The sequence below is a fragment of the Clostridium sp. 1001271st1 H5 genome (assembly GCF_005845215.1).
Lineage (GTDB): Bacteria > Bacillota > Clostridia > Lachnospirales > Lachnospiraceae > Enterocloster.
This window is the reverse complement of the sequence record NZ_SPHO01000001.1, coordinates 334,088-360,815: the sequence shown is the minus strand read 5'-3', so window position 1 is coordinate 360,815 and position 26,728 is coordinate 334,088. Positions and strand designations below refer to the sequence as shown.

Below are 26,728 nucleotides of genomic sequence, written 5' to 3'. Positions count from 1 at the left end.
GGTTTTTGGTTTTTGTAAATTATACTACAGCCTTCTTTTATTGGCAAATCATTTTTTTATCACTGCCCCCTGGAGATGTGCGCCTACCTGCGCTTTTTCCTGTGGAGACAAACGGCTCCGCAGCCAATCACCGCAGCAGCCAGGACAGCGCCTGCATACCGCTTTAATCCGGATGTGCCGGAATCCTCCCGGTCCTGTATTTCCTCCTGGGGCGGGTCCTGCTCCCTGTCCATGTCCCCGTTTCCTTCCAGGGACAGACCGGCTGTTTCCGCCTCCGTCACGCCGGCCTCTGTCACATTTACAGACCCACTGCCGTCATCCCTATCCCGCCAGCTGCGGGCCTGCGAAGGCGTGGCCTCCCTGAGCAGGTTCCCATGTGCCTGTCCGTCACCAGCTCCCCTGTCTTTCGTATCCGGGTTGTAATACGGCGTATAGGATTCCCTTCTGCGCCCTCCCCTGCCTCTTACCGGGGCCTCAGGCGCATCGGACTCCTCCTCCGCGCCGGACTGGGTGTGGGAAGAATTTCCTCCGTATGAACTGCCGTATCCCCCATATCCGCCGGAACCGCTGCCGTAGCCTCCTCCGTATCCGCTGCCATAACCATAGCTGTCCCCGCCGTACACAAAGGTAAGGCCCTGTCCGACTGACTCGGGTATGGCTATCTTTACCTTATCCGTCTCATAGCTCCCGCCGGGCCACTCAATCCTGGCCTTCACATAAAAGGAGCTGTCCCCTGACTGGAACCGGTAGATAAGATAGCCGTCCTCCACAATGCCGGTATTCAGCGTGTTTCCGGTTTCCTTCAGGAAATTCTCGTACTCCACTGTCTCCTGCCCGCTTTGCGGCGATGCGGCCGTTACCTTGTTTTTTTCCTTTGTCCAGGAATGTCCGCTTTCACTGCGCAGTATGTACAGTCCATTGATATCGGAAGGCAGGTTCTTAAATTCCAGCCTGGCAGAGCCGCTGCCGTCTGAACCAATGTTCAAAAGGACCGCCTCTGTCAGCTGGGGCTGTGTGCCTGTGTTTTCCGGGTGGGTCTGGCTCTCATCAGGAGGGACCGGCTCCGGCGGGTCTGTGCGCTCATCCCGGATATCAGTTTGCTTAAGTCCTGTAAATTCCTTGCCTTCCTCCCATATCAGCATTCCCTGATTCCGCAGGATGACAGCCGGTTCATTGGCAGCCTCCCGCTGCATCTGTCCGCGCTTCAGGGTCAGGCAGCCTTCTCCATCAACCAATATCAGGTTTTTGCTCCCGGTTATACGCAGATTGGGATTGTCGATAACAACACCTGTCTGGGTCAGGTTTTTAGGCGCCAGGATTCTTATGGGGCCCTCAGGTATCCGGATTTCAATGGGACCCGGATTCTGCTGTCCCTCCGGCAGCCCCAGGGTGACAGATTTGGTGACTGCCATGTTCTTGGGCAGGACTCCTATGCTGCTCCCTCCCGACAAACGGCCCTCGTACCATTGCCTCAGCTCGTCTTCATTGGCAAGATTCACCAGTACCTCTCCTGTCTCCGGGTCAGTATCCGCCCGGGAATCCCGCGTTTCGGCATAGGCTGTAAAGGCGGTCAGCCCCGTCATGTCCAAAACACCTGCCGCATCTGTCATCCCCGGCAGCTCACACATTCCCCACAGCAGCCACACCAGGACAGCCAGCCCTGCAATCCGTGTTCCACGCTTTCCCCCCGTGTCTCTGTTCATTCTCTTCATCCTTCCAGTTCCTTTCACACCGTATCACGCAGGGAGCAGTTCATCCTCCAGCAGAATACCAATCCTTCCGTTGGACGACAGTATGTCCGAAGGCCCGGACACATCCACCGTATTTCCGGCAAAGGTGGTCACCCTTCCCCCAGCCTCTTGAATCAGCAGCATACCGGCCGCAAAATCCCATGGATTCAGATAACGCTCAAAATATGCGTCCAGCCTGCCGCAGGCCACATAGGCCAGGTCCACTGCCGCGGACCCGGTGCGCCTGATATCGGAGCACTTGAGGAATACGCGCTTGAAATCCTCAAAATTCCGGTCTGCCAGATCATGTTTATATGGACTGGTGCCAATGGAAATCAGGCTCTGTCCCAAATCCCGGATAGGACTGACATGGATGGGGGTTCCGTTGAGGTATGCCCCCTTGCCCCGCTTTGCCAGAAACAGTTCATCTGTATAGGGCTGGTATATGATTCCCAGCTCCAGCTGCCCCCTGTCGCAGAGGGCCAGTGAAAGGGCGCTGCACCTGAAATCATGAATCAGGTTGGTGGTCCCGTCCACCGGGTCCAGTATCCAAACTGCCTCTGAAAAGTCAATGTCCCTGTTATCCTTCTCCTCCCCCATGAACTGCACCTGGGGATACATGTCAAAAAGTCCGCTGCGCATCCGTTCCTGGACCTGGAAATCAACCTGGGTCACAAAATCCGCCGCCCCTTTTACCGTTATCCGGGAAGCCCTCTCATGGTCCATAAACAGCGGCTTCACTGATTTAACCAATTCCAGGACCCTGTCTGTCTCTATCTTCATATGTATTTTACCTCCTGCCGCCCCATATACCGGGGCGTATAACACATTATACCACAGATGCAGCCGTTATGACATATCTTCATACTCCATGAGCGGCCAATCCCGTTCAATGTAAAACATATCGTCCATCAGCAGCCAGTTGGCCCTGAAAAACCGCATGAGCTGCCAGTACCCCGCCCCGTACAGGTTGAATTCCTTAATCAGGTCAAACTTTGCCCTGATGCTTCTGACATCCTCATACCACACCTCATGCTGGATGCCATACTGCCAGTACCGGAAGTAGGGCGACATGGCAGTCTCGTCAAACCGTATATCCACTCCAAAGTCCACTGCCAGCTTCACTGCCTCCAGGGTTCCCAGGGACCTGGCCCTGGTAACACCCCGTTCAAAGGGAAGGGGCCAGTCATAGCCGTAGTTAGGTATACCCAGTATGATTTTCTCAGGCGGAATCTCAGTCACTGCATACTCCACCACCTTTCTGACCATATTGATAGGCGCCACAGCCATGGGAGGTCCCTGGCTGTACCCCCACTCATAGGTCATCAGCATAACATGGTTGGCTGCCTCCCCCAGCAGCCGGTAATCAATTCCCTCGTAGAGAAGTCCTCTCTGCTGGGCCGAAGTCTTCGGCGCAAGGGCCACCGTAACCGTATAGCCGAATATATTGAGGACCTGGGTGGTCCTGCGCACAAAATCAGCATACTCCACCCGGTCTTCCGCCAGCACATACTCAAAATCAATGTCCAGCCCTTCGTATCCCTTCTCCTGCATAATGCGTCCCAGCTCCCAGATAAGGCGCTGCTGGTTTTCCTGGATTCTCACCAGGGCTGACACCAGATTATTGTTAAAACGCCCGTCCTCCCCCAGAGGCGTCAGGGTCAGCATGGGCCGGACCCCCCATTGCAGCGCCCTTTCTATCACCCACGCATCATCCTCCATGGGAAGGACCAGATTCCCGTCCTCCGTAAAACCATAGGAAAATATATTGATGGCGCTCAGATAGGGCAGGGTGTCCTCCAATACCCCGCTGTCTATAAAGGGATATGCATAACCGCTGGAAAACAGGGGCCTCCTCCCCTCCCCTGTCTCCCCGTCGGAAATATAAAGAGCCTGGCCAACGGCCAGGCGGTATGGATATTCTATCTGATTTGCCCAAATAAGGGTTTCTGCTGGAATCCCCTGTGAATCTGCGATGGAGTCAACACTGTCTCCCTGTTTCACTACATATATTTTCATGCACTTTATTCCTGATTATGAATTTATACAATATATGCAGCACTGCTGCTCTTTAATCCACCAGTCTCTTTGCCATCCACTTCCCGCTCCTTACACGCAGGAAGGAAAACAATGCTCCGATGGCCCAGCCTGTGGGTATGGACCACCATATTGCGCTGGCTCCGATAAAATGCGCCAGCAGATAGGCGATGGCCACTCTTGAAAACAGGTTCACAACAGAACTGAGCATGAACGCTCCCATGTCGCCGGCCCCACGCAGCAGTCCGTTGCTGACAAACAGGGCTCCCATCAGTATGTAAAACACGGATACGGTCTTCATATAGCTGAGTCCGTAGCTCATAGCGCTGCCCTCAGCCCCCTGTTTCAGGAAAAGTCCCAGAAGCTGCGGTCCGAACAGGAAAATAATGCTGGTAATGATAAGTGAAAATATCACCACCATAAACATGCTGGCCTTGTATCCCTGTTTCACGCGGTCCATCTTCCTGGCGCCGATGTTCTGGGCCGCATAGCTGGACATTGCATTGGAAAAGTTCATATTGGGCATCATGGCCAGGGTATCAATCTTGGTGGCAGCCGTATAACCGGCCACAAACACCTTTCCGTAGGAATTTACCAGACCCTGCATCAGCATCATGCTGATGGAAACAATGGACTGCTGGAGCATGGACGGCACTCCTACCTTGGCAATGCGCTCAGCTGAGGACATGTCGAAAAAGGTAAATGCTTTTCCTCTGTCCTCCTCCTCATTCTCCATCTTCCTCAGACGGGCAATCAATACAAAAAAGGAAAACACAGCACACATTCCCTGGGCAATAAGGGTTGCCCAGGCCACCCCTGGCACCCCCATGTTAAACCGGATGACAAACAGCAGGTCCAGGACAATGTTGGTCAGTGCGGAAACCATGAGAAACTTTAAAGGTGTCTGGCTGTCGCCCAGTGCATTGTATATACCGTTCAGTGAGTTATACAGAAACAGGAAAACAGCTCCCCCAAAATATATCCTCAGATAGGCAAGGGAATCAGCCATAATATCCGGGTCTGTTCCCAGGAGTTTCAGAAGAGGTCCTGCAATGATTTCCCCGATACCCATGATAATAAGTCCGATAACTCCCAGGGATATAAGGGCAGTGGAGACAGTTATCTTCATTTCACGTATCTTGCCGGCCCCGAAGAACTGGGAAATGACAACCGTACATCCCATGGACAGACCCGCTGCAATGGCCACGGAAAGAAATACCACAGGGAAGGAGGACCCGACGGCTGCCAGCGCATCCTCTCCCACAAACCGTCCCACCACCATGGAGTCCACCATGTTGTAGAGCTGCTGGAACAGATTTCCCACTACCATGGGCATTGCAAAGAAAAACAGCAATTTAAGGGGTTTGCCCTCAGTCAGATTGTTTACCATATATACATTCTCCTACTCTGTGTTTATATTCAATTGCATTTTCAGCAATCCGGCGCAGATAGTCCTGCTGCTGCCTGCGCTCTTCCTCTGTGAAGCCTGCATAACAAATCTCATCCCATCTGCCGGATATGCAGTGTATCTCTTCCAGGACCTGGTTTCCCCTGTCCGTCAGGCTTACAAACTTCTGCCTTTTATTTTTCTCATTGATATGGCGCCGCACCAGTCCCTTGTCTTCCAGTTCAGACAGATTTCTGGCAATCCTGCCCTTATCCAGGTCAAAATGGGCGCCAACCTCCTCCTGGGTGCACTGGTTGTCCTGGAGGAACATGATGATTTTCCCCTCCAGGGGCTGCAGTCCGAACTGCTCCAGTTCTCTTCGGATAAACCAGAGCTCACAGCGCCGGTATATTCCCGTATATTGATTCATTCCGCTCTCCCTGCCATATCTATTGTATTATGCAACTGTTGCATCAGTCAACTATTATACACAGCAACTGCGGTTTTGTCAACCGGCTGTATCCTTCCCTCCGGCTGCCCCCTTCCCTCCGGCTGTACGGCCGGCTTTAAACAGTTTTCCTTTTAAGCTGATTGTGGTATGATATATGCATAGTGCCGTCCGGCCCGGTGAAGCACCTGAGCCGCACGCCAGAAAGGACTGAAATTCGTGAAAAGACCGCTGAAAAAAAGCCCGCGCCAGCTGGAATGGAGGGCGCTGGAGAAAAGGGAGGAGCGTTTTATAGCCGCAGCACGGCGCCAAAAGGAACCGGTGCTGAACCAAAAACTGGAACGCTTTGTACCGGAAAAGCTGGAAGCTGCCCTGAACCTGGCATTTTATAAAGCCTTTGAACTGATATTCAACCGCGGGACTTCGGTTATCGAAAAAACATACCGGAAACAGGACATGGAAAATACCTATAAAATCAATGCTTACGCCGCAGAACTAAAGGAAACCAGAAAGGCCATGAAGGCATTTTCCAGGGAAGCAGGCAAAAACAAGGTTAAGAACCTGGCGGCAGCCGGCGCCGGAGGAATCGGCCTGGGCGTCCTGGGCATCGGACTTCCCGATATTCCGCTGTTCACAGGCATGGTCCTGAAAAGCATCTATGAAACAGCCATAAGCTATGGCTTTCCGTATGACACGGAAGAGGAGCAATGTTATATACTAAAGCTGATTTCCACAGCCCTGTCCAGAGGTGACACGGCCCAATCCGGCGGCCGGAGTCTGGATGCCATGGGGCGCTGTATACGCGACGGGGACTCCCTGACCGGAACAACAGCCGGCCAGGAGGACCCCGGGGGCCTGTCCGCAGGACCTGTATTCCCCGATATATCCTCCCTCCGCTGCCATCTGATGCAGCAGGCATCCAATGCCCTGTCCTCTGAGCTTCTGTACATGAAATTCTTACAGGGAATCCCCATTGCGGGAATCATAGGAGGCGTATATGACGCTGTTTACCTCAAACGGATAGCGGATTATGCGGATATAAAATACAGGCGCCGATTTCTGGAAAAGAGAGAACCGCATTTCTGAAAACAGTGAACCATATATCTGAAACCGGCAAACCATATGTTTAATTTGCAAATGCCGGAAATTTATGGTAAAATATAGATAAATTTCAGAAGAAAGCGGGGGTATCAATTATGGATAAGGAAGTTTTAAGTTTCGTCGTTGAAAAAACACACGCATTAATGGATGCAGCATCATGCAACAAAGAGACAAAAGCATCAGCCCAAACCTGGCTGGATGCAGTGGGAACTGAAAATGAGGCAGCCGCAACAAAAACATACATTGCGGAACTGGAAGCAGATATCATGCCCATTGACGGCCTGATTGGTTTTGCGGAATCAGATATGGGTGCCCAGGTTTTCGGAGCAGATAAAGCCAAGGACGTGGCTGCCCATGCAAGGGAAATCAAGGCCGCAGGGGCAAAGTACTGTGATTGTCCCGCCTGTGCGGCAGTAGAGGCAATTCTTGAAAAGAAGGATGCTATTCTTAAATAGGAATCATGTTTCAGATATGCTGTTTATTAAACAGGTATCCGTCAGAAATGACGGGTACCTGTTTTTGTTCTTTTATCATTCTCATCTTTTACAGCCAACAGAAGCTTACCGGTTGACATTCCGACACGTGTGTCGTATGCTACAAAAAAGACACACATGTCGGAAAGTAACCCCCAAAAAAGGAGATACGGTTCTATGGGCAAAAAAGGGGACAAAACAAGGGAAAACATACGGAACGCGGCGCTGCCTTTATTTGTCCGAAAGGGATTTAAGGACGTTACGATGAAAGACATCTGTGAAGCAGCAGGTCTTAGCCGCGGCGGTTTATATATGCACTACGGAAGTACCGGACAGGTGTTTTCCGACATCATAAACAAACTTATGTCTGGCCTTAAAAACCAGGTTGCCGTGAAAATGGAACAGGGTATGTCCGCAACTGTGATATTGGACAAATTGTTAGGGCGTTACCAGTCCGAGATGCTGGACAGAAGCGGTTCGTTGGGACTTGCTTTCTATGAGTATTACAGCAGCATTCCATTGTCAGACGACAACGCCATGCTGAAGCAGTATTATAGTTCAAAAGCAATGCTTTGCAGCCTGATTGACTATGGTATTAACAAAGGCGAGTTTAAGCAGGCCAATGTAAATGCTGTTGCGGATTTGCTGCTGTTCTCTTACCAGGGCGTACGTATGTTGAGCAGTGTCATGCCGCTGGACGATGACAGAATACCCATTGGCATGGTTAGCGAAATCAGGGGGATGTTAGTTAAATGAGAAATTCTGCAGGGAGGTAACTACAGATGAAGCTGAAAATTGCAGGAAGCGGAGGACATTGCTGTTGCCTGTGACAGGCAGGGCATTTCCAGGATTGAATATCTCTCCATCTCCCATAAAGACCCCGACCATACTAGGGGAATGCATATTGTGGAGCCCTTGGGTTATGATTGCATTGCTGACAAAGGAACGCCCATACAATTCATTGCCCTGCCCGAGGTTGTAGACGATATCAATGCCTGGAACGGCGACGGCCTGTATTACTATGAAAATATTCTCAACTGTATTTCAATCAACCGGACAAATCATGTCAAAATAGGAACCATAGAATTGCACCTGGTAAATAATAAAACCCATCGTGGCAATATGACATTTTATGTTATAACAGAAGGAGCAAAAAAGGTTATTTACGCCTGCTGCGATGTGAAACCATTTGTCCCCAGCCCGTTATACTTTGACGCGGATATTTTAATCATCGGGCTCGTCTCGGACGACGGCATACTTAAGGATGGTTCAAAGCTTGATTCAGCGCCCTTCAGAGATGATATGTTTACCCTGGATGAGATAATGGAAATCAAACGCTTATACAGAATAAAGCGCATTATCATCACTCATATTGATGAATACTGGGGCAAATCCTATGCTTATTACCAGAAATTTGAAAAAAGCCTGGACAATATATCCTTTGCCTATGATGGTATGGAGATTGTCCTGTAGGACGGCAGGACGGACCATCGTGTGACAGAGGCGGACTTATTCCTCAAACGTCCCCTTCATGATAACCTCCTTATCCCACACAGCCTTCCTGCCTCCTGCCATGACATGGAGAATATCCATGGAATCGTCGTACACCACAAAATCAGCGTCAGCGCCTTCCGCCACGGTTCCCTTAACCCCGGTCATTCCCAGCATCCTGGCAGGATTCTTTGTCAGGAGATTCAGCACCTTTTCCAGACTGGCTCCCCGCTCGCACACCAGCACCTTCAGCTGCTCATGAAGGCACTTGGGAGATGCATAGGTAAGTCCGATGCACTCCATCTTATCATTGAACCTGGGAGCGCTTCCGTATGCATCGCTGGACATGGTCATGTTAAGGCCCTCCGGGTCCTGTTTGAAATAGTTCATAATCTGGTCAGCCGTCTCCTCCAGCTCCTCCCTTGTAAGTCCTGCCGTCATATCTATGGTTCCGCCCCGCTTCACAAATTCCAGGCCCTGTTCAAACAGCTCCGGAGTGCGCCCCATATGGGTGGGAAGAAATTTCTGAATCGGCACATCGCTGTTGTCAACTGCATAGAACAGCGGGTCCAGCATGGCTTTTCCGCTTCCCATATGGATGGTGACATATCCGCAGCTGCCGGAGAGCATACCGGCCCTCCGTGCCTGGGTGGCCAGGGAAATCAGCTGTTCCCCCGTCAGGTTGGAACTTCTGTGGTCGCTCATAGCGATTTTCACGCCCACCATCAGGTCAATGAGGGCTATATCCCGCTCCACGCTTCCTGTGATGGTAGGCGACGGGTATCCGTATGCCCCGGTCAGGATTCGGCAGGTGATTCCCTCCTCATTGAAAGCCCTTGCCTTTGCCAGAAGGTTCTCCAGACTTCTGGTAATCCCGTCCGTTCCCAAAAGTCCCACCACCGTGGTGATGCCGCTTCGGACCAGCACGCTGAGGCTTGCCTCCGGCACCCTGGTGGCCGGTCCGCTCTCGCCGCCTCCGCCTGTTATGTGGACATGGATGTCCATGTAACCCGGCGTCAGGATATGCCCCTTCAGGTCTGCCTTTTCCACTTCCTCTATCTGGTCGTATTCATCTATGTGGTCCGCTATTCTGGCAATCCGGTTTCCTTCTATCAGAATATCCTTTCTCCCCAGATGCTCCGGAGCATAAACATCTCCCTGTTTCAGTACTTTCATTGATTCAATTCCTCTCTTTCAGCAAAATCATGACAGCTTTACAGCAGTATACATGTGCCTATTATATTATCAATACGCAAAAAAAGAAAGTGCCTGTTAATGGTTACAGACACTTTTCATGAAATTTGCGAAACCCTGCCCGGGCTTCCTCCACCGCGCGAATCAGGTTGTCCTGGGACTTTTCCAGGGCATCAAACTGTTCCTTTTCTTCATCCGTCATATTTCTGGCATCCCCCTCCTGTTTCAGGGCATCCCACAATCCTGCGGCCGGCTCCATGTTTCTGGTCACGCCGCATGTACAGGCGCCGAATCCCGGAACACACTGTCTCAGCCCGTCCGCAACCACACCTGCAAAAAGTACTGCCCCGTACTCATTGGTGTGGGTCATGTCCCCGGGATGGAAATAACCCTTGCTCTCCTCAAAACCCTTTTCCTGATAGAACCCTGTGGAATACCTGTGCAGGTCAATGACAGGCACTCCCTGTTCCTTTCCAATGGATGCCGTTTCCACGGCATACTCCTCCAGCAGGTCCAGATAACGGCTGCCGCCTTCCAGCCAGGTATTTCTTCCAAGGGGAGTCACCAGCACGGGAACGCCCTGTTTCTCCCTTATCTCATCCAGAAACCTGCACAGATTCTCCCTGTATCCCAGTGAGGGCTGCAGATACCACTGCTTTTGGTCATTGTGGGCAAACTGGAACATGCAGACATCCCCCGGCCTTATTTCCCTGCGGATGATATCCATATGCCCCTCTTTCCGGAAGGTTTCCGTGGAAAGCCCGCAGTGTGCCTGGTTATCCACTGCCCAGGTACCGCCCACATAGGCGGTCAGGGCCTGGCCCCAGGATGCAAAGCAGGCTCCCGGATGATAGGGGACCTCACTGATTTGGTCTGCCACAGTGGAATCCCCTGCCAGATACACGGTCTTCACCCCGGCCGGGACAGGGCTAACCTTTATGTCCCAGCCTCCCAGGTTCTCCGGATTCCGGCATGCGGCTGTCACAAAGACCTTCCTCATGGCACAGGGGACACTGTGGTATCTGGGAATGATATCGCCTGCATGGACGTATACCCGCACCTTAAGCCGTTCTCCGGCTGACAGGCTTCCATAGTAACACAGGTTCTTTCTGCCTGCGAACAGAAACAGTTCATCCGTTTCCCGGACAGCCTCAAGGGCAATATCCACCTGATAAACTCCCTCCCGGTCCAGGTCCTCATAAAAGCTGGCCAGCCCGTATTCCCGGGTGTAGGAAGGCAGTTCCGGGTCAAAACCGCTTAAAATCTCCGGTATGTTCCTCATTCGTTTGGAGCTGATTTCCCTCCAGTCAAATCTCCTCAAGGTTCACTCCTCCTTTTCGTTTGCAGCAGCAGGTCCGGCGCCCCCTGGTCTGAATAACAGTGCGTGCGGTACCCGCTGCCTAATCCAGGTGCAGCAAAGCCTCTGCCAGCGCCAGTATGGTCAGGGACTGTCCATACGCCATGGGCGCAATCAGTATGTTCTTATAGTGGTCAGCGTCATATCCCATTCCGGTGCCTCCGGACACATTGAGCACGGTTCCGTCCCTGTCAATGTTATCCAAAATGGCTTTCACTGCCTTCCATGCACAGGGCAGATAGGAATCATCCAGGATTCCGTAGCGGATTCCCTTAAGGATTCCCGCTGTGATGGCGGCGCTGCCCGAAACCTCCTCATAGCTGTCCCGGTCGGTCAGCACCGTGTGCCACAGCCCGCTTTTGCCCTGAAGCCCCTTCAGAGCCTCTGCCTGAGCCTTATATGCATCCACCACAAACTCCTTTACCCCGGCATTCATGGTCCCCTTAAACATATCAATGTAATCCAGTATCCCCAAGGTAAACCAGCTGTTTCCCCTGCACCAGAAGATGCCGCCGAAATTATTCCTTTCATTGAAGGTCCATCCGTGGTAAAACAGCCCTGTCTCCTTGTCGCACAGATACTTGATGTGCATCAGCACCTGGTGGATGGACTCATCAATCCATGCCTGGTTCCGGTATTTCTGCCCCATTCGGTTGAGAAACAGCACTGTCATGAAAATGGTGTCAATCCACATCTCATTTTCATTGAGCCTCACTCCCTGACGGTCCCCGTTGGCGCTGGTTACATGCTGGAATCCTCTTTCCCTTGTTCTGGGCAGGCAGTTCATGAGCCAGTCCGCCCATGTAAGGCAGAGCGCTTCAAATTCCTGGTCGTGGTAATACTCGTTAAGCTCCGCCAATGTGAGAAGGGGTGTGGTGGTATTGATGTTTTTGGATGGAAGTCCTTCCTTTATATTGTCCTTAAACCACTGGTACAGGAATTCCTTATAATCCTCATTCTTCCGTGCCTGCATGATTCTCAGCAGCCCGTACAGCCCCACGCCCTGGGGCCAGTCCCATTCCCGGATTCCGAAATCCCGTTTAAAGAAGCCAATGGCCTCCCCTCCTTCAGCCAGTTCCTCCCTGTTCTCAGGTCCGCCCAGGTTCATGAGCTTTTCAATGACCCGGTCCAGCTTTTCCTGGATTAGGCTCTTATCTATGTTCCACACACGGTCTGCCTGCTGTATTTCTTCCCTGCTCTTCACTCCGTCCATACTCCTCATTTCATCCTCGCTCCTCTTTTCATTTTCGCTCCTTCTTTCGTCCCCGCTCCTTATTTAATATCCCTGCGCTTTCTGCTCTTATTTCAGCAATCCCAGGACGCCGGGCAGCCACAGACTGAATCCCGGCACAAAGGTAATGAACATCAATGCAGCCACAATGGCTCCAAAGAAGGGGAGCAGTTTCTTCATTACGTCCTCCACCTGCAGTCTGGCAACGCTGCATCCCACAAAGAGAACATTTCCAACCGGCGGCGTAATGGTGCCGATGGACAGGTTCATGACAATCATGACTCCGAACTGGATGGGGTCCATTCCCAGGCTCTTTACAATGGGAAGGAAAATAGGTGTGAATATGAGCAGGGCCGGAGCCATGTCCATAAAGGTTCCCACAATCAGCAGTGTTATATTGATAATCAGCAGAATGACAATCCGGTTATCGGAAATCCCCAGCAGCAGCTTACTGATAGCCTGGGGCAATCCTGTAAAGGACAGGACAAAGGACAGCACGGAGGATGCTCCGATAATCAGCATGACGATGGTGGTCATAACCGCTGTGTCCACCAGTATCCTGGGCATATCCTTTATCTTAATGCTCTTATATACGAATACCGATAAAAGGAAGGCATATACAACGGCCACACCCGATGCCTCGGTGGGGGTGAAATAACCGGAAAGGATGCCGCCGATTATGATAACAATAAGGAACAGGCTGGGAATGGCCTCCCATACGGTCTTTACAACGATGGCTGCCGTCATCTTGTCCCGCTTCATCACATATCCGTGCTTTGCGCCGTAGACACAGGCCACTGCCATGCACAGGGCTGCCCACAAAAGTCCCGGCACCCAGCCTGCCATGAGTAATGCTGCAACAGAGACACCTCCGCTGGCAGCGGAATACACGATAAAGGAGGCAGTGGGCGGAATCAGCTGGCCCACAGGCGCGGTGGCAATATTCACGGCCGCTGAAAAACCCTTGTCATATCCCTGCTCCTCCTCCAGGGGCAGCATGACGCCTCCGATGGCGGTTGCCGCTGCAATGCCCGAGCCTGATATGGAACCGAACATGGCGTTGCCCGCTATGTTGGTCATGGCCAGGGAGCCGGGAACCCTGCCCAGAAAAAGCATGGCCAGGTTAATCAGCCGCTTGGCAATACCGCCGCTGCTCATAAGCAGTCCCGCCAGCACAAAGAAGGGCACGGCCAAAAGGGTAAAGCTGTCGATTCCGCTGACAATCTTCTGGGCAGAGACAAACATGCCGAAACCAGGTGTCAGGAACATGATGATGGTCAGCAGTGACGCTGAAATGATGCTGAATGATACCGGTACGCTCATGGCCAGCATGAGAAAGAATACCAGGACCAGAACAATGGCTGCCTGAATTTCCATACTATTTCTCCTCCTTTAAATCTTTTGTAAACACGATGAGACGCTGCACGCAGTATAATACCATCAGAACGCCGCTTATGGGCACACATATGTAATATACCTGCATGGGAAGCTGCATGGCCGGAGATATCTGGCCTGCCGAGTTAAGGGTCACCATAAAGCCTCCCGCTATCATCACAAAGATACTGATGAACAGGACCAGGAATTCGATTCCTATCTTTGTCCTGGTCAGGTTCTTTGGCTTAAACGTCCTGGTAATCAGGTTGATGGACAGATGGCTATCCCTGCCGTAGGCATAAGGCACCCCCAGCATGGTAAGCCATATGAGCATGTATCTTAAAAGTTCTTCCGTGTATTTGCTGGGATTGTGCAGCAGGAAGCGGGTAATTACCTGCCAGAAGCATCCCGCCACCATAAGCGCCACCAGAATGGCCAGCACGGTTTCCAGAAACCGGTTCAATATTTTCATCATCTTGCTTTCCCCCTTTTACTCTGCGTACTTCTGGATATCGTCATACAGGGCTTTATAACTCCCGCCCTTGGCACAGAATTTGTCATGGATGGGCTGTACCGCCTGTATGAACGCAGTCTTGTCTATATCCCTGTAAATGTGCACGCCGTTGGATTCAGCCTCCGCAACGGCCTCATCCATCATGCCGTTATAGAGCTGCTTGAAGTTCTCATTGGTCTGTTCAAATCCTTTTACCAGATAATCCTGCTGTTGTGCTGTCATGCGGTTCCAGGTCTTGGTACTGATGATATAAATATCCGGCGAATACTGGTGCTCCGTATATGTATAGGATTTTACCAAATCCTGATGTCCGTCCACGGTGAGCACCAGCTCCGTATTCTCCGCGCCGTCCACAATGCCCTGCTGAAGGGACGCATAAGTCTCCCCTCCCGCCATGGGCACCGGGGTTCCACCCATGGCCTCAATCATGTCCATAGAGGTAGTGTTGGGCATGGAGCGTATCTTCTTGCCTTTTAATACAGAAGGTTCAACACAGGGCTTGTCCTCCTTCAGATAAAAGTTCCTGGCCCCGTTGGCATAGTAACCAATGGCTATATAACCCTCGTCCTCCGTGGACATGAACAGCTCCTTTACCTTCTCCGACTTCTGCATGGCGTCGTAATAATGCTGCTGTCCGTTAAAAAGATATGGAACAGCGAAAATGGAGTATTCCTCCTTAAACTGCCCCAGGGTGTTGGAGCTTACCTTGGCCATGTCCAGGATTCCCGCTTTCACCATCTCAATGATGTCCTTCTCGGTCCCCAGGACACCGCTGGGATAAATCTGCACCTCCATATTCATGGAAGCGTCCTCTGCCGCAATATCCGATATCAGGGCAATGGAATCCGCTATCTCAGAGCCCGCCGCCTGGTTGTGGGCCAGCCTGATTACCAGCTTGTCGCTGGCCTTTGCACTTGTCACCTGGAAAAAGGTCACACATATGACGGCCACGCTTAAAACCGCTGCCGCTATACCGATTGTTTTCCTGCAAGATTTCATGTTCTCTCTCCTTTTCATACGCAGTTCACCATCTGCAATAAGTACAGATAATCCCATGGGCTGATGCATATCTTCTGTACTCTTGTTTGACTAGATTGTATCATATACCGAGGGCTGTTTCTTATTCCGTGTTGCAGTCTTTTAACATTTTTCAAACAATATTGCTCTCATCTGTTGACAGGTACAGCCTGATTGATTACAACTATACTATACATGGATGCACAGGAACAGGAGGATAGGCCAGACATATGGAAAAGGTGACATTTTACGGAGAGATTGAGGGGATTTCCCTGGAGCAAATGGTCCGCTACGGCAAGTTCGACATGCGGGTAAAGCATTTCCACAACCAATACGAGATTTTTTACATCATAGAAGGGGAGCGTCTTTTTTTCTTCAACAACAGGGAATACGTGGCCCGCTCCGGGGACCTGATTCTGGTGGACACCAACCTGATTCACATGACAAAGTCCGTGACAGCAGAGGACACCGGCCATAACCGCGTCATCCTGTACGTTGCCTATGACCGGATGCAGTCCTTTGACCAGAGGTACCCTTCCCTGCAGTTGGTGCGGTTCTTTCATGAGCACTACGGGGTCTACCACCTGGATAAGGAGCAGCAGGCCCTGTTCCTTAACTTTTACCGCAACCTGCGCATTGCCATGACTGAAAAGGCCCGCAATTACAAGATTGGCATTGAATTGGAAACCCTTACGTGGCTCTTTAAGATAACTTCCTATGTGTCAAAGCAGGAGGGCGCCAGCCCCCATTCCTCCGACCACCCCAAATACCGCACGGCCTACGCCATAGCCGACTATCTTTCCGAAAACTGCGAGCAGAATATTTCCCTGGAGGAGCTGGCCGCCCACTTCTATCTCAGCAAATATTATGTGTGCCGCACCTTTAAGGAGATTACGGGATACACGGTCACGGAGTACACCAACATACACCGCATACGCAGGGCCAAGCGCCTGCTGGAGGAAACAGATATGAGCATCTCCGGGATTGCCCATGAGCTGGGTTATGAAAGCCTGACCTACTTCGAACGGATGTTCAAATCCTTCATGACCATTTCCCCTCTCAAATACCGCAAAACCCTGAACACAGTGACCTATACCAATGAGCTGACCACGGATTTCGAGGAGGACACGGAGCAGCTTTCTTCCAGCCGGTAGAGCTGCCGGCAAATCCGGAGGGTAATCTCCTGCCGGCCATCTCCCGCCGGAAGCCGCACTCTGCAGTCCCATTTTTACCACAACATTGTATGATTGCTGTTGTACACCAAAAGAGGAGGCATTCCCCTTCCCGGGAATGTCCCCTCTTTTTTCCGCCATCTTATTTTCTTTTTATCAGCTTCCTGTTTTTTACCGCCTATTTCTCATACAGGAATTTTTCAGGCAGGTTCACATGGAAATCCACTGCCAGATTCTTAAAATCCCGGGGTGTGATGGTCTGAAGCTTGTCCGGGCGGATGCTTAACACCTTTACCAGGATTTCAGCCGACTTCTCAATGGTATGCATCAGGCCAAAGGTCAAATCAAAGTCCTCCCCTGCACAGAACAGGCCGTGGTGGGCCCATACGGCTGCGTCGTACTCCTCCATCAGTCTGCTGGTGGCCACGGCAATGTCGCGTCCGCCGGGCACCATCCAGCCCACCACGCCCACGCCTGAGGGGAATACCACGGGGCACTCCGTGGCCATTTCCCACAGTTCCCTGGTAAACACCTCATCTGTCAGGGGCAGGACAAAGGTCAGGGCAATGATATTGGCAGGATGGGCATGGTAAATCACCCTGTATCTGCCCTCTGTAGCCTTCATCTTCACCTCATGGTTCATCAGATGGGTGGGCAGCTCGCTGGTGGGCCTTCCGCCCTTAACCAGTCCCCAGCAGATACGGTAGTTCTCCCCTGCCTGGTCCACCTCCAGGATACAGCAGTTGGACTCCGGTTCCAGAATCATGTTGCGCATGAATTTGCCGCTTCCTGACACCATAAAATACTCCCCTGCCAGGGCAGGTACGCTGGTGCCGATGGACTGCCACTCCCCGTCATAGGAAAGCTCCTCCTTCACGGACTCCACTTCCTCCGGCTTGATGCGGTAGCTTAAGTTGCCGCCGTTTCTCTCATGCCAGTTCTGGTTAAATCCGTCATCACACACACGTATGAAGCCTTTTGCAAAAGCTGTGTCTAATACTTTCATCCTCTATTCCTCACAATCATTATTTTTTCAATCTGTCAGCTGCGCTTTAAGAGTACTTCCTTCTCATAGGATTCTGCTTCCCTAAACCACTGTTCCTTCACCGGCACCTGGTTTATCCGGCAGAAATAATCCCACACATCCCCAAATGGATATGTCTTAAGCTCTTCCTGCTCCATCATGAGCTCCGTGAACCTGCGCTCCTCCTGAAGCTTTGCAAGCTTCTCATTCGGCATAAGCAGGGCATATAAAAGGGCTTTCTGCATGTTTCTCATACCCACCACCCATGCGCAGACACGGTTGATGCTGGCGTCGAAAAAGTCCAGGGCCAGAAGCACCCTGCCGGGGTCGTTCCTGACAATCTCCTTAGCAATCTCCCTTGTCTCGTCGTCAAAGAGCACCACATGGTCGCTGTCCCAGCGCACGGGGCGGCTTACGTGAAGGGCAATCTTGTCTGAAAACAGCAGCATGGAGGAAATCTTATCGGATATCATTTCCGTGGGATGGAAGTGGCCGCTGTCCAGCAGGCACATGATGCCCCTGGAGGCAGCATAGTTCATGTAAAACTCATGGGAGCCAACGGTACAGCTCTCCATACCAATGCCGAACACCTTGGATTCCACTGCAATAAGCACCTTGCTCTTATCGTAATCCATGGCCAGAATCTGGTCCAGGGAATCCTTCAGCCTGGCCCTTGGACTGGTGCGGTCAGCCGGTACATCCTTGAATCCGTCGGGAATCCAGATGTTCATGGCGCAGGGACTTCCCAGCTCCTGAGCAAAGTACTGGGAAATGCGCACACAGGCCTTGCAGTGGTCAATCCAGAACCTCCTGATTTCAGGGTCCTCGCTGGACAGGGTGGCGTTCTCAGCCTTTGGATGGGAGAACATGGTAGGGTTGAAGTCCAGTCCCAGCCCTCTCTCCTTTGCAAATTCCACCCATTTCGTGAAATGCTTTGGCTCCAGTGCGTCGCGGTCCGCCTTTTCCCCGTTCTGGAAAATGGCATAGCTGGCGTGAAGATTGATTCTGTGCTTTCCCGGAATCAGGCTCAATGCCTTGTCAATATCCGCCATAAGCTCCTGGGGATTTCTGGCCTTTCCAGGATAGTTTCCCGTTGCCTGGATGCCGCCGGACAGACTGTCCGCACCCTCAAATCCCATGACGTCATCCCCCTGCCAGCAGTGCATGGAAATGGGAATGTTCCTGAGCTGCTCCACTGCCGCGTCCGCGTCAACGCCTAATCCGGCGTAGATTTCTTTTGCTGATTCATATCTTTCCTGTATGTCCATGGTATTCTCCTTTTCACCATCAAATTTTAATCCAAATGAAATACCGGTACAAAGTCAACGCATACCGGGCTGTTGTCCGCATGGGTCTCCATGATGTCGGCCATATAGTCCCACCACCTGCGGTTAACGGGCGTATCTGCTGACCGGTCCCAGAGTTCCTCGTCCTCCACTTCCAGGTACCCGTAGAGCACATGGTTCTCCCTGTCCAGAAAAATGCTGTAATTATGTCCGCCGTACTGGTGTATCATTTCTTTCATCTCAGGCCACAGTTCATTGTGCCGCCTCTCATATTCCTCTGCCATTCCCGGATTGAGGAACATCTTAAATCCTTTTCTGACCATACGGTCCCCTCCCCTCACAAAACCATTTCATCAAGGTTCATATGTTTTAATTTCAAATGAGCGGAATATACTGTCCCTGGCATCCTCAAGGTCCCGGTACTCATTCCCCTCTATCATCTGCACTGCCAGGTTCCCAATGGCCGTGGCCTCGGCCGGGCCTGCATATACAGTTTTTCCTGTGGCCTTTGCTGTCAGGCGGTTCAGGTAGTCTGCATTGGCTCCGCCTCCAACAATGTGGATGCAGTCATAGCCCGCGCCTGTAAGACTCTCGATTTCCCGGCAGCAGATGCGGTAGCAGTCCGCCAAGCTGTTATAAATCACGGCCGCCATCTCCCACTTGGTCTCAGGCACCTGCTGTCCCGTCTCCTCACAGTATGCCTTTACCGCGCCGCACATGCTCTCAGGAGCCAGGAAACGGCTGTCATTACAGTCCACAATGGAGGAAATGGTTTCGCGGGAAGCCCTCTGGCATATTTCGCCAAAGGAATAATCCTCCCCAGCTTCCTTCCATTCCTTTCTCACGGACTGAATCATCCACAGCCCCATGATATTCTTAAGGAAACGGTACCTGTACTCATATCCGCCCTCGTTGGTAAAGTTGGCCTCCATGCTCACCTTCCGGCAGTCAGCCTCCCTAAGCTCCGTCCCCATTAGGGACCAGGTTCCTGAGCTGATATAGAGCACATGGTCCCGGTTGGAAGGCACGGCCGCCACAGCGGAGCCAGTATCATGGGTGGCCGGAAGCACCACCTGGCAATCCAGGCCCGTCTCCCTCTGTATCTCCCCGCTGAGTCTTCCCACCACGGTTCCCGGCATGGACAATTCACCGAAAAGCTTCCGGGGATATCCCAGTGTCTCAATCAATTCCCTGTCCCAGGTGCGTTGGGAGGGATTTACCAGCTGGGTGGTGGTGGCATTGGTGTACTCCTGCTTCTTTACCCCGGTCAAAAGGTAGTTTAAGTAATCCGGCACCATGAGGAAACTTTCCGCCCCGGAAAGAATTTCCGGCTGTTGTTCCTTCACTGCCATCAGCTGGTAAATGGTGTTGAAAATCTGCTTCTGGATGCCGGTCCTTTGGTACAGCTCCTCCCTGGAAATCCGCTCATATACCTTTAAATCCATTCCCTCGGTACGCCTGTCCCTGTAGCCGGCTGTTTTGCCCAGCACATGTCCCTGTTTGTCCAAAAGGACAAAGTCCACGGCCCAGGTGTCGATGCCCATGCTCACCGGGTTGATTCCCAGTTTTTTACATTCTTTCATTCCGGCCTTGATTTCCTCAAAAAGCCGGCTGAGATTCCAGCACAGGGTTCCGTCCTCCATTTCCATGCCATTGGAAAAACGGTAGATTTCCCGAAGGTTCATCGTTCCGTTCTCCATCCACCCCAGGATGTGCCGCCCGCTGGATGCCCCTATGTCCACTGCAAGATAATAACGGTTCACTGTCATACCTCCTCGTCTGTTATCACCATCATATATCAGAAAGAACAAAAAAATAAGAACGGCATTTATAAAAAAATGCGTCCTTATTTGCACTTAAACACTGTTTTGGACCGGCAGCCTTGTGCAGCCCGGACCTTCTATCCGTTCCTTCTGTACTCCCTGGGTGACATTCCGTAATAGGTCCTGAATATACGGTAAAAGTAGCTGGTATTGTCATAGCCCACGGCAAAGCTTACATCCGCCACCGGCATACGCGTGCTGTGCAGGAGAAACGCGGCCTGGTTCAGCCGCTTAATCTGCAGCAATTCCTTGTAATTGCGGCCCAGCAAACGGTTGATGGCCCGGCTGAGCCAGTACACGTCATATCCCATCAGGGCTGCCAGTTCAGTCAGACTGCCCTCCCTGTAATGCTCGTCTATGTAGCGCAGGACCTGGAGGGTGAGCTGCTGCTCAAAGGATTGTTCGCTGTCCCGGTTCACCCGGATTCGCCCTGTATAATGCATGAGATGCTGCAGCAGCAGGCCCATGGTGGTCTGGTTCATGGACTGCATTCCCTCCCGTTCATGCATAAGGGACCACACCAGATTCTCCACCAGGTTCTGGACCGGAAGCACGTCCGCTATCTGGAAGTGAAGGTAACGTCCGTATCTGGTATCATCACAGAGACATCCCACAATAAAGTTCCGCAGCAGGTTCTCCTCCTCCCCCATCATGCGGAAGGCCGTGTCAAAAAATTCCGGAAGAATGATGAAGTTCACCGCTATATCTTCCCGGCCCGCAGGCTGGATTTCCTGGACAGCATGCTGGTTCAGGAACAGCAGTTCCCCTTCCTTTAGCTTCAGTTCCCTGCCGTCCACCACATGAGTCGTCTCCCCGCGGCACATGTAAATCACTTCCACATAGTTGTGTGTGTGCTCCGGAAAATGTACGAAGCGGGTGTGGGGCCGGATGGTAATGAGCCTGCCTGCCTCCAGAAGCTTGTCACTGTCAATGACCATGTCCTCCCGGTCCATGTACAGGGTCCTGTCAATATCCGGACTGCCTTCCAGTATCTTCTTTTCTTCTTCCGTAATGACGCTTAAGCTCTGAATCAGCTCCTGGTTCATAAAAATCCCCTTCCCCTGTATCATACGGTTGCCCGGCTGAGGAGAATGTCAGCCAGATGCTGGAAATACCTCACCAGAACGTCCTTTATGACTGAGCACTCTCTCTTTCGGACAGCATTTCCTAACTGCTGCAGGAGAACCAGCCTTTCGCTTTGTATAAAAGGCAGTTTCAAAAGGACATATGATAAATAGCCCTCCTGAAGCTTTTTGAGCATCTGCTGCAAATATGGGTTTTCAAGCAGTTCACCGACCAGCCAGTGGTATTCCAATTCCAGTTCCCTTCCTCTGTCCTCTCTGCCCTGCTCCAATATCTTTATGGTTTCCTCAATATGATTTACCAGCACCTGAGCCGCCGGTTCATCCAGCATACCAAGCATTTCAGACTCCACCACAGCCATAATTCGAAATGACTCCAACACCTGGGTCCGCTTCATGCGGGACACACAGACATGGCGGTTGCGCATCCTCGTCAGAAATCCTTCCTGGGTAAGGGCCTGTAATGCCTCCCTCACAGGCATTCTGGATACCCCTAATTTTTCTGCCACATCTTCCTGAGTCAATTCTTCTCCCGGCTTCAAATCGCCGGAAAGAATCTGTTCCCGTAAAATCTGGACCACAAGGTCCTTGGTCTGAATATTCTGGATGCTTTTCATTTATTTCCTCACTTCATTTGTAATTGAGATGAATCCCCCTCCATATTTTAGCGCCTCCTTAAGCCTCTGTCAATTGCCATACATCACCGTGGTTACCGTTCCAATATGGCCGCCACTTCATCTCCTACCTGGGAGGTGGTTGAACTTCCTCCCATATCCGGCGTAAGTATCCGGCCCTCACACATGATTGTCTCTACTGCATCCAGGACCTTCTGAGCCCATTCACTGTATCCGAAAAACTCCAGCATCTGGCTGGCAGACCATATGGAAGCAAGAGGATTTGCGATATTTTGGCCTGCGATATCAGGCGCCGACCCATGAATCGGTTCAAACATGGAAGGAAATCTATGTTCAGGATTCAAATTGGCGCCTGCCGCCAGTCCCAGTCCTCCTGCAATTGCTGCGCCAAGGTCTGTGAGTATATCCCCAAACAGATTGGATGTCACCACCACCTCAAAGCGCTTTGGGTCCCTGACCATGAACATACTGGCCGCATCCACCAGATAAGAATAGGTTTTGACATCCGGATACTCAAGTCCCACCTCCTTAAATATCTGGTCCCAGAAAACCATGGAATAATTAAGGGCATTCCCCTTGCTTATGCTTGTCAGCGTCTTACCCTTTTCCCTCGCCAGATTATAGGCATAGCGGATGACCCGTTCACATCCAAAACGTGAGAATACGCTGTTTTGAATCACTACTTCATTAGGTTTCCCCTTATAGAGCCAGCTTCCGCTGCCTGCATATTCACCCTCGCTGTTCTCCCGCACAAATATCATGTCAATATCTTCCCGTTTCGCATCCTTCAGAGGGCAGGGCGCTCCCTTCAGCAGCACCACCGGCCGAAGATTGATATACTGGTCAAAACTTTTACGTATATTCAGAAGCAGGTCCCACAGAGAGATATGGTCCGGTACCCCGGGCGCTCCCACAGCCCCTAAATATATGGCATCAAAATCCTTCAGAATATCAATCCCGTTCTCATCCATCATCCTTCCATGTTCAAGATAATACTCACACCCCCATGGAAATTGTGTGAACTCAAAAGAAAAACCTCCGTCCAGACAGGCTGTCTTTTTAAGAATCTTAATCCCTTCTGCCAACACCTCCGGTCCTATCCCGTCTCCTGGTATGACTGCAATTTTATGTACCTTCATATAATTTATCTGCAACTCCTTCCTCAAATCAGATTCAGGCTTTTTAATACATAAAGCCCGATTGTCAATGTCAGTGCACATCCGCGGGTCGTAATCATCACTGTGTTCGAAGTAAGGTCACCATCATACCCCATATTTTTAGCCATGACAAAAGGACCAAAGGTAGTGGCCGAACCCATTCTTCTTCCTGCCCGGCCTCATCATCTCCAGAATCACCACAGCCATGATATTATATAAGGGAACACAGCCGATTATCATTAATGGGGCCATGCTTGAACTGCCATATATATTGTGCACAAAAGCAATTCCCAGCAAAGCCGCACTGCTGCGGTAGGATGCCTGTATGAATTCACCTCTTATCCCCCTGTCCTTCAGAATCAAGGATACCGGCATGGCAATCAATATACTGGTTATGGCAGCCCCAAAACAAAAGCCAATGAATTTCCCGTCCCAGACCTCCAGAAAATCAGCTCCTGAAAGGTCTCTCCACAGGACTGCAGGCAGGGAGGCATTAAATACAAATTGGTTAATCTTATCTGCAAAATCCCGTGCCAGTACACCAGTCTTCCTGAATGCCATCCCCAGCAGCACAAGTAAAAAAACCGGAACCGTTGCATTTAATGCAAATATAAGATGCTCCATATTACTCTACCTGGAATATTGTATCCATCTGGGTACCGTCACGCCCCATAACCTTTGCCACGGTTCTGGAAGTCTTATGTTCAATGCACCGTGGAATTCCATTCATCTTCTCAGCCAATGCCTTCCATTCATGTATATCCGCCACCGGAATGCCTGCCCCTGCAAAACGTTTCAGCAAATCCGCGCGGCGCGGATTCACGCATACGCCATACTGGGTCACCAGAACGTCCACCGAGGAACCTGGCGTCGATATGCAGTCCACCTTATCCACAACAAGCGGCATCCTGGCACGGCTGAGAGGCGCCACGATAATGGTCATCCTGGCACATTCCGCTACATCTGTATGGCCGCCTGAGCCTCCTATGATATAACCGTTTGAATCCGTATGTACATTGACATTAAACCGGGTATCAATCTGGGTCGCCCCCAGCACCACCACATCCAGGGACGAGGCCGCCGTACTTTTAGCAGTGGGACTTGCATACTGGCTGGCAGTTATCTCCATATGATTTTGGTTATCCCTGATGGATTCCACTGCCCTCAAATCAAAGCACTGTACATCCTGTATTGCCTCAAAGCAGCCTGCCTCCAGCATATCCACTATATATCCTGTAATCCCCCCCAGGCAGTAGCTTCCCTTTATACCCTGTTTCAGCATAATATCCTTCAGGAATCCCGCCACTGCAAGCGAGGCGCCGCCTGCACCTGTCTGGAATGAAAACCCGTTCTTTAATAAACCGGATGCCTCTATGGCCTTTGCCGCGTAATCCGCAATTTTCAGTGCAATGGGGTCCTTGGGCAGTCTGGTGGTTCCTGAAACAATTCCTGCCGGGTCACCAATGGCATCCACCTTCACCACATAGTCCACATATTCCTCTGGGATGGAACGCCTGGTCAGGGGATACGGTACAAGATAATCCGTGATGATGACCACCTTATCAGCATATGCGGCATCCGCAAATGCATATCCCAGCGAACCGCAGGCCGACTTGCCGATTGTACCGGTACAGTTCCCTCTGTCATCCGATGCGGGAGTTCCCAGAAAGGCTATATCAATCCGGGACTCACCCGACTGGATTACACTGGGCCTTGAACCGTGGGTCCGGAATATAACCGGCGTTTCAAGGACTCCCTGTGAGACTGCCTTTCCCACCACAGGTCCTATATAATCAGTCTCCAGTGCAGTGACCACGCCGTGTTCCATATGTTTTATCAGAGGGGCATGGCTGTCATGGATGGAACTGGCATTGATTTTCAGATTCCTGATTCCCATGTCCGCAATCTCTTCCATCACCATATTCAAGATGAAATCCCCTCCCCGGAAATGATGATGAAAGGATATGCACATTCCATCCTTCAGTCCGCACCGTTCAATTGCCTCCCTCAGGCTTGACACTAATTTACTCAAAATAATTCACCCCCTCCAGCTCAGACGCTGCTTCCAGTACAAGCCTTGCCCTCTGTACAATCGGAGCGTCAATCATCTTCCCTCTCAGGGAAATTGCGCCTTTTCCCTGGCGTTTGGCTTCTCCGATGGCTTCAAATACCTCCCTTGCGTAGCGTATCTCCTTCTCCCCCGGGCTGAAGATGCGGTTTACATCCTCCACATGGCGGGGATTGATAACCGCCTTACCTGTATAGCCCAGCCCCTTGGCCAACCTGGCATCTTTTCTGAGCCCCTCCATATCTTCCACATCCGTAAACGGGGTATCATATGCCTCTATGCCGGCAGCCCTGGCTGCACACACCAGACGGCCCCTGGCATACAGGATTTCCTTTCCTTCCTTTGTCCGTTCACATCTTAAATCCGCGGTCAAATCCTCCGCCCCCAGGTAAAGGGCTTCCATCCGCGGTGATGCGGCCGCTATCTCATAGGCATGTTCAATCCCCATGGCTGTTTCCAGCAGCGGTATCAGCTTAATCTTACCCGCATCCATTCCGTTTTTCTCTTCTATTTCAGTGATTTTCCGGTCCAGCTTTCTGATGTAATCCCCATCACTGACCTTAGTTGGCATGATAACTGCAGGCCTGAGAGGCACCATCTCTTGAAGGTCCTCCTCCCAGTAAGGCGTATCCAGTGCATTGATTCGGACAATGATTTCACATCTGCCGAAATCAAGGGAACCCAGAGCTGACTTCACCAGAATCCTGGCAGCGTCCTTCTGGTCAGGCGCCACCGCATCTTCCAAATCAAATATAATGCTGTCCGCTCCCAAAAGACCGCCGTTCACAATCATATTGGGATTATTTCCCGGTAAGAATAGCATAGTACGTCTCATATAGCCTCCTCCTTTGACGCCCTGCGAAGAGCCGTCTCAACCCTGGCCCGGATTGTGCAGTCCAGTGCGCCGTGGTCATTGGCCTGAATGAAAGCTGCCTCTGCTTCCAGTGACTTGGCCACTTCCCGGATTGTCCTTATGATATCGTCCCCAAACTGCTGGTACACCGAAGATTGAAGTTCAATATGTATGCCGTGCTCAGCCGGCTGGACAACTACCATGATATCGCTGGATTCCAGTGTACCCGCTACGGCATTTTTATTAATTACCATGTCTCTTCCCCTTTTTTCTG

Annotated in this window: 27 protein-coding genes; 5 read left to right on the top strand and 22 right to left on the bottom strand. The window is 51.4% G+C overall.

Annotated elements, in window-relative coordinates; all coding sequences use genetic code 11:
- Positions 1–83 precede the first annotated feature (83 nt).
- The 5 genes from FGS84_RS01540 to FGS84_RS01520 all read right to left on the bottom strand — a co-directional run bounded on the left by FGS84_RS01540 (position 84) and on the right by FGS84_RS01520 (position 5,584).
- Positions 84–1,703 (bottom strand): hypothetical protein, encoded by a 1,620-nt coding sequence (locus FGS84_RS01540; RefSeq protein WP_138305979.1) that lies wholly within the window; start codon positions 1,701–1,703, stop codon positions 84–86.
- Between the two features lie 33 nt (positions 1,704–1,736).
- Complete coding sequence (locus FGS84_RS01535) at positions 1,737–2,513, bottom strand: inositol monophosphatase family protein (protein WP_138305978.1); 777 nt, start codon at positions 2,511–2,513, stop codon at positions 1,737–1,739.
- Positions 2,514–2,579: 66 nt separating this feature from the next.
- Positions 2,580–3,749: a glycosyl hydrolase family 18 protein gene (locus FGS84_RS01530; RefSeq protein ID WP_138305977.1), complete on the bottom strand. Its 1,170-nt coding sequence runs from the start codon at positions 3,747–3,749 to the stop codon at positions 2,580–2,582.
- Between the two features lie 52 nt (positions 3,750–3,801).
- On the bottom strand, positions 3,802–5,157 hold the full coding sequence (locus FGS84_RS01525; protein ID WP_138305976.1) for an MATE family efflux transporter: 1,356 nt from the start codon (positions 5,155–5,157) through the stop codon (positions 3,802–3,804).
- Complete coding sequence (locus FGS84_RS01520; protein ID WP_138305975.1) at positions 5,138–5,584, bottom strand: MarR family winged helix-turn-helix transcriptional regulator; 447 nt, start codon at positions 5,582–5,584, stop codon at positions 5,138–5,140. Before FGS84_RS01520 ends, FGS84_RS01525 begins: the two co-directional genes overlap by 20 nt.
- Positions 5,585–5,821: 237 nt before the next feature.
- Between FGS84_RS01520 and FGS84_RS01515 the strand changes: the two genes are divergently transcribed.
- The 4 genes from FGS84_RS01515 (at position 5,822) to FGS84_RS01500 (ending at position 8,649) form a co-directional block, all read left to right on the top strand.
- A complete protein-coding gene (locus FGS84_RS01515; protein WP_138305974.1) occupies positions 5,822–6,688 on the top strand; it encodes an EcsC family protein in 867 nt (288 codons plus the stop codon).
- Between the two features lie 110 nt (positions 6,689–6,798).
- A complete protein-coding gene (locus FGS84_RS01510; protein ID WP_138305973.1) occupies positions 6,799–7,158 on the top strand; it encodes a molecular chaperone Hsp90 in 360 nt (119 codons plus the stop codon).
- 195 nt (positions 7,159–7,353) lie between these two features.
- The gene (locus FGS84_RS01505; RefSeq protein WP_138305972.1) at positions 7,354–7,932 is read left to right on the top strand and encodes a TetR/AcrR family transcriptional regulator; all 579 of its coding nucleotides are present in this window, start codon (positions 7,354–7,356) and stop codon (positions 7,930–7,932) included.
- 39 nt (positions 7,933–7,971) lie between these two features.
- The gene (locus FGS84_RS01500) at positions 7,972–8,649 is read left to right on the top strand and encodes an MBL fold metallo-hydrolase (RefSeq protein ID WP_138305971.1); all 678 of its coding nucleotides are present in this window, start codon (positions 7,972–7,974) and stop codon (positions 8,647–8,649) included.
- A gap of 36 nt (positions 8,650–8,685) precedes the next feature.
- Here FGS84_RS01500 and iadA read toward each other — a convergent pair whose 3' ends face one another.
- The 6 genes from iadA to dctP all read right to left on the bottom strand — a co-directional run bounded on the left by iadA (position 8,686) and on the right by dctP (position 15,336).
- Complete coding sequence (gene iadA, locus FGS84_RS01495; protein WP_138305970.1) at positions 8,686–9,843, bottom strand: beta-aspartyl-peptidase; 1,158 nt, start codon at positions 9,841–9,843, stop codon at positions 8,686–8,688.
- A gap of 103 nt (positions 9,844–9,946) precedes the next feature.
- Entirely contained in the window at positions 9,947–11,182 is a 1,236-nt protein-coding gene (locus FGS84_RS01490; protein ID WP_138305969.1) for a rhamnogalacturonan acetylesterase, read from the bottom strand.
- A 79-nt stretch (positions 11,183–11,261) separates the two neighbouring features.
- The gene (locus FGS84_RS01485; protein WP_171042529.1) at positions 11,262–12,326 is read right to left on the bottom strand and encodes a glycoside hydrolase family 88 protein; all 1,065 of its coding nucleotides are present in this window, start codon (positions 12,324–12,326) and stop codon (positions 11,262–11,264) included.
- Between the two features lie 192 nt (positions 12,327–12,518).
- Positions 12,519–13,826, bottom strand: a complete 1,308-nt coding sequence (locus tag FGS84_RS01480) for a TRAP transporter large permease (protein ID WP_138305968.1) — start codon at positions 13,824–13,826, stop codon at positions 12,519–12,521.
- Position 13,827: 1 nt separating this feature from the next.
- Positions 13,828–14,298: a TRAP transporter small permease gene (locus FGS84_RS01475; RefSeq protein ID WP_138305967.1), complete on the bottom strand. Its 471-nt coding sequence runs from the start codon at positions 14,296–14,298 to the stop codon at positions 13,828–13,830.
- 15 nt (positions 14,299–14,313) lie between these two features.
- On the bottom strand, positions 14,314–15,336 hold the full coding sequence (gene dctP / locus FGS84_RS01470; protein ID WP_138305966.1) for a TRAP transporter substrate-binding protein DctP: 1,023 nt from the start codon (positions 15,334–15,336) through the stop codon (positions 14,314–14,316).
- 248 nt (positions 15,337–15,584) lie between these two features.
- Between dctP and FGS84_RS01465 the strand changes: the two genes are divergently transcribed.
- Positions 15,585–16,508: an AraC family transcriptional regulator gene (locus FGS84_RS01465; protein WP_138305965.1), complete on the top strand. Its 924-nt coding sequence runs from the start codon at positions 15,585–15,587 to the stop codon at positions 16,506–16,508.
- Positions 16,509–16,704: 196 nt separating this feature from the next.
- Here the strand turns inward: FGS84_RS01465 and rhaD are convergent, their stop codons facing one another.
- The 11 genes from rhaD to citD form a co-directional block, all read right to left on the bottom strand.
- Positions 16,705–17,532, bottom strand: coding sequence for a rhamnulose-1-phosphate aldolase (rhaD, locus tag FGS84_RS01460; protein ID WP_138305964.1), 828 nt, complete (start codon positions 17,530–17,532; stop codon positions 16,705–16,707).
- 35 nt (positions 17,533–17,567) lie between these two features.
- Positions 17,568–18,818: an L-rhamnose isomerase gene (locus FGS84_RS01455; RefSeq protein WP_138305963.1), complete on the bottom strand. Its 1,251-nt coding sequence runs from the start codon at positions 18,816–18,818 to the stop codon at positions 17,568–17,570.
- 26 nt (positions 18,819–18,844) lie between these two features.
- The gene (rhaM, locus tag FGS84_RS01450; RefSeq protein WP_138305962.1) at positions 18,845–19,159 is read right to left on the bottom strand and encodes an L-rhamnose mutarotase; all 315 of its coding nucleotides are present in this window, start codon (positions 19,157–19,159) and stop codon (positions 18,845–18,847) included.
- 30 nt (positions 19,160–19,189) lie between these two features.
- Positions 19,190–20,605 (bottom strand): rhamnulokinase, encoded by a 1,416-nt coding sequence (gene rhaB / locus FGS84_RS01445; protein WP_207739814.1) that lies wholly within the window; start codon positions 20,603–20,605, stop codon positions 19,190–19,192.
- 131 nt (positions 20,606–20,736) lie between these two features.
- Positions 20,737–21,705, bottom strand: coding sequence for an AraC family transcriptional regulator (locus FGS84_RS01440; protein WP_138305960.1), 969 nt, complete (start codon positions 21,703–21,705; stop codon positions 20,737–20,739).
- Between the two features lie 20 nt (positions 21,706–21,725).
- Complete coding sequence (locus tag FGS84_RS01435; protein WP_138305959.1) at positions 21,726–22,358, bottom strand: GntR family transcriptional regulator; 633 nt, start codon at positions 22,356–22,358, stop codon at positions 21,726–21,728.
- Between the two features lie 92 nt (positions 22,359–22,450).
- On the bottom strand, positions 22,451–23,515 hold the full coding sequence (locus FGS84_RS01430) for a tartrate dehydrogenase (RefSeq protein ID WP_138305958.1): 1,065 nt from the start codon (positions 23,513–23,515) through the stop codon (positions 22,451–22,453).
- Positions 23,516–23,653: 138 nt separating this feature from the next.
- Entirely contained in the window at positions 23,654–24,157 is a 504-nt protein-coding gene (locus FGS84_RS01425; protein WP_347563761.1) for an AEC family transporter, read from the bottom strand.
- 1 nt (position 24,158) lies between these two features.
- The gene (citF, locus tag FGS84_RS01420; RefSeq protein WP_138305957.1) at positions 24,159–25,565 is read right to left on the bottom strand and encodes a citrate lyase subunit alpha; all 1,407 of its coding nucleotides are present in this window, start codon (positions 25,563–25,565) and stop codon (positions 24,159–24,161) included.
- Positions 25,558–26,436 carry an aldolase/citrate lyase family protein gene (locus FGS84_RS01415; RefSeq protein ID WP_138305956.1) on the bottom strand — a complete coding sequence of 293 codons (879 nt, stop codon included), beginning with the start codon at positions 26,434–26,436 and terminating at the stop codon, positions 25,558–25,560. The genes citF and FGS84_RS01415 overlap by 8 nt, the downstream gene beginning before the upstream one ends.
- Positions 26,433–26,708: a citrate lyase acyl carrier protein gene (citD, locus tag FGS84_RS01410; protein WP_138305955.1), complete on the bottom strand. Its 276-nt coding sequence runs from the start codon at positions 26,706–26,708 to the stop codon at positions 26,433–26,435. The genes FGS84_RS01415 and citD overlap by 4 nt, the downstream gene beginning before the upstream one ends.
- Positions 26,709–26,728: the final 20 nt, after the last annotated feature.

Bases quoted from the DNA above. Each gene is read 5' to 3' on its own strand.
- FGS84_RS01430 (WP_138305958.1), bottom strand. From the start codon at position 23,515: ATGAAGGTACATAAAATTGCAGTCATACCAGGAGACGGGATAGGACCG.
- FGS84_RS01510 (WP_138305973.1), top strand. From the start codon at position 6,799: ATGGATAAGGAAGTTTTAAGTTTCGTCGTTGAAAAAACACACGCATTA.
- FGS84_RS01435 (WP_138305959.1), bottom strand. From the start codon at position 22,358: ATGAAAAGCATCCAGAATATTCAGACCAAGGACCTTGTGGTCCAGATT.
- dctP (WP_138305966.1), bottom strand. From the start codon at position 15,336: ATGAAATCTTGCAGGAAAACAATCGGTATAGCGGCAGCGGTTTTAAGC.
- FGS84_RS01485 (WP_171042529.1), bottom strand. From the start codon at position 12,326: ATGAACCTGGGCGGACCTGAGAACAGGGAGGAACTGGCTGAAGGAGGG.
- FGS84_RS01505 (WP_138305972.1), top strand. From the start codon at position 7,354: ATGGGCAAAAAAGGGGACAAAACAAGGGAAAACATACGGAACGCGGCG.
- FGS84_RS01480 (WP_138305968.1), bottom strand. From the start codon at position 13,826: ATGGAAATTCAGGCAGCCATTGTTCTGGTCCTGGTATTCTTTCTCATG.
- FGS84_RS01525 (WP_138305976.1), bottom strand. From the start codon at position 5,157: ATGGTAAACAATCTGACTGAGGGCAAACCCCTTAAATTGCTGTTTTTC.
- FGS84_RS01415 (WP_138305956.1), bottom strand. From the start codon at position 26,436: ATGAGACGTACTATGCTATTCTTACCGGGAAATAATCCCAATATGATT.
- FGS84_RS01535 (WP_138305978.1), bottom strand. From the start codon at position 2,513: ATGAAGATAGAGACAGACAGGGTCCTGGAATTGGTTAAATCAGTGAAG.
- rhaD (WP_138305964.1), bottom strand. From the start codon at position 17,532: ATGAAAGTATTAGACACAGCTTTTGCAAAAGGCTTCATACGTGTGTGT.
- FGS84_RS01520 (WP_138305975.1), bottom strand. From the start codon at position 5,584: ATGAATCAATATACGGGAATATACCGGCGCTGTGAGCTCTGGTTTATC.
- FGS84_RS01455 (WP_138305963.1), bottom strand. From the start codon at position 18,818: ATGGACATACAGGAAAGATATGAATCAGCAAAAGAAATCTACGCCGGA.
- FGS84_RS01440 (WP_138305960.1), bottom strand. From the start codon at position 21,705: ATGAACCAGGAGCTGATTCAGAGCTTAAGCGTCATTACGGAAGAAGAA.
- FGS84_RS01530 (WP_138305977.1), bottom strand. From the start codon at position 3,749: ATGAAAATATATGTAGTGAAACAGGGAGACAGTGTTGACTCCATCGCA.
- FGS84_RS01425 (WP_347563761.1), bottom strand. From the start codon at position 24,157: ATGGAGCATCTTATATTTGCATTAAATGCAACGGTTCCGGTTTTTTTA.
- rhaB (WP_207739814.1), bottom strand. From the start codon at position 20,605: ATGACAGTGAACCGTTATTATCTTGCAGTGGACATAGGGGCATCCAGC.
- rhaM (WP_138305962.1), bottom strand. From the start codon at position 19,159: ATGGTCAGAAAAGGATTTAAGATGTTCCTCAATCCGGGAATGGCAGAG.
- FGS84_RS01465 (WP_138305965.1), top strand. From the start codon at position 15,585: ATGGAAAAGGTGACATTTTACGGAGAGATTGAGGGGATTTCCCTGGAG.
- iadA (WP_138305970.1), bottom strand. From the start codon at position 9,843: ATGAAAGTACTGAAACAGGGAGATGTTTATGCTCCGGAGCATCTGGGG.
- citD (WP_138305955.1), bottom strand. From the start codon at position 26,708: ATGGTAATTAATAAAAATGCCGTAGCGGGTACACTGGAATCCAGCGAT.
- FGS84_RS01475 (WP_138305967.1), bottom strand. From the start codon at position 14,298: ATGATGAAAATATTGAACCGGTTTCTGGAAACCGTGCTGGCCATTCTG.
- FGS84_RS01540 (WP_138305979.1), bottom strand. From the start codon at position 1,703: ATGAACAGAGACACGGGGGGAAAGCGTGGAACACGGATTGCAGGGCTG.